The sequence below is a fragment of the Streptobacillus canis genome (assembly GCF_009733925.1).
GTDB lineage: Bacteria > Fusobacteriota > Fusobacteriia > Fusobacteriales > Leptotrichiaceae > Streptobacillus > Streptobacillus canis.
On sequence record NZ_WOEI01000061.1, the window covers coordinates 1 to 625 of the forward strand.

Here is a 625-nt window from a genome sequence, read left to right on the forward strand (position 1 = left end):
TATTTTTATTTTTTGTTGGAGCATGTGTAAGAATAAATTCAGAAGGTGCAATGATAAAAGATTTAAGAGAAAGAGGAATAGCTATAAAAAGGAGAACTATAGATTTAGAGGCCTTTTATATGATAGGGTCTGGTCCAAATGAAATAACATATATGTGGTTATATCCACCTGTAAAAAATAAAAGTAAATATATAAGTTTAAAATCTAAGTTACTTGTTCCAGTTACTTCTTTTGGTTATGGATTATCACGTAGAGAATTATTAGAAAAAGGTTATAGGATATATGTATTAAATGATTTAATATTTAATAAAGAAAAGGGAAATGACTTTAGAGGGATGGAAAAAATATTAGATGAGTATAGTGAAAAATACAAAGTGTTTGCAGGTGCTTGGATAGAAAATTATGGATATTTAAATAGAATATTTGAGTTAAAAGGGAAAGAAGGAAGTTTCTATCAATATTTTAGGGAAAATGGGGAATTAGTATATAAAGAGGTTTCTATAACATGGGAAGAATTTAAAGAAAAAGAAGAAGAGAATGAGAAAAAGTTTTCTAAAATATCTTCAGAATACTTCAAAGAAGTGAGACAATTTGAAACAATGAATTGGGATGAATATGCAGAAAC

At 27.0% G+C, this 625-nt stretch carries 1 pseudogene; it reads left to right on the top strand.

From position 1 onward, the window contains the following. Nucleotides 1–50: 50 nt before the first annotated feature. Nucleotides 51–625: pseudogene (locus tag GM111_RS08080) on the top strand (hypothetical protein); the annotation flags it as partial.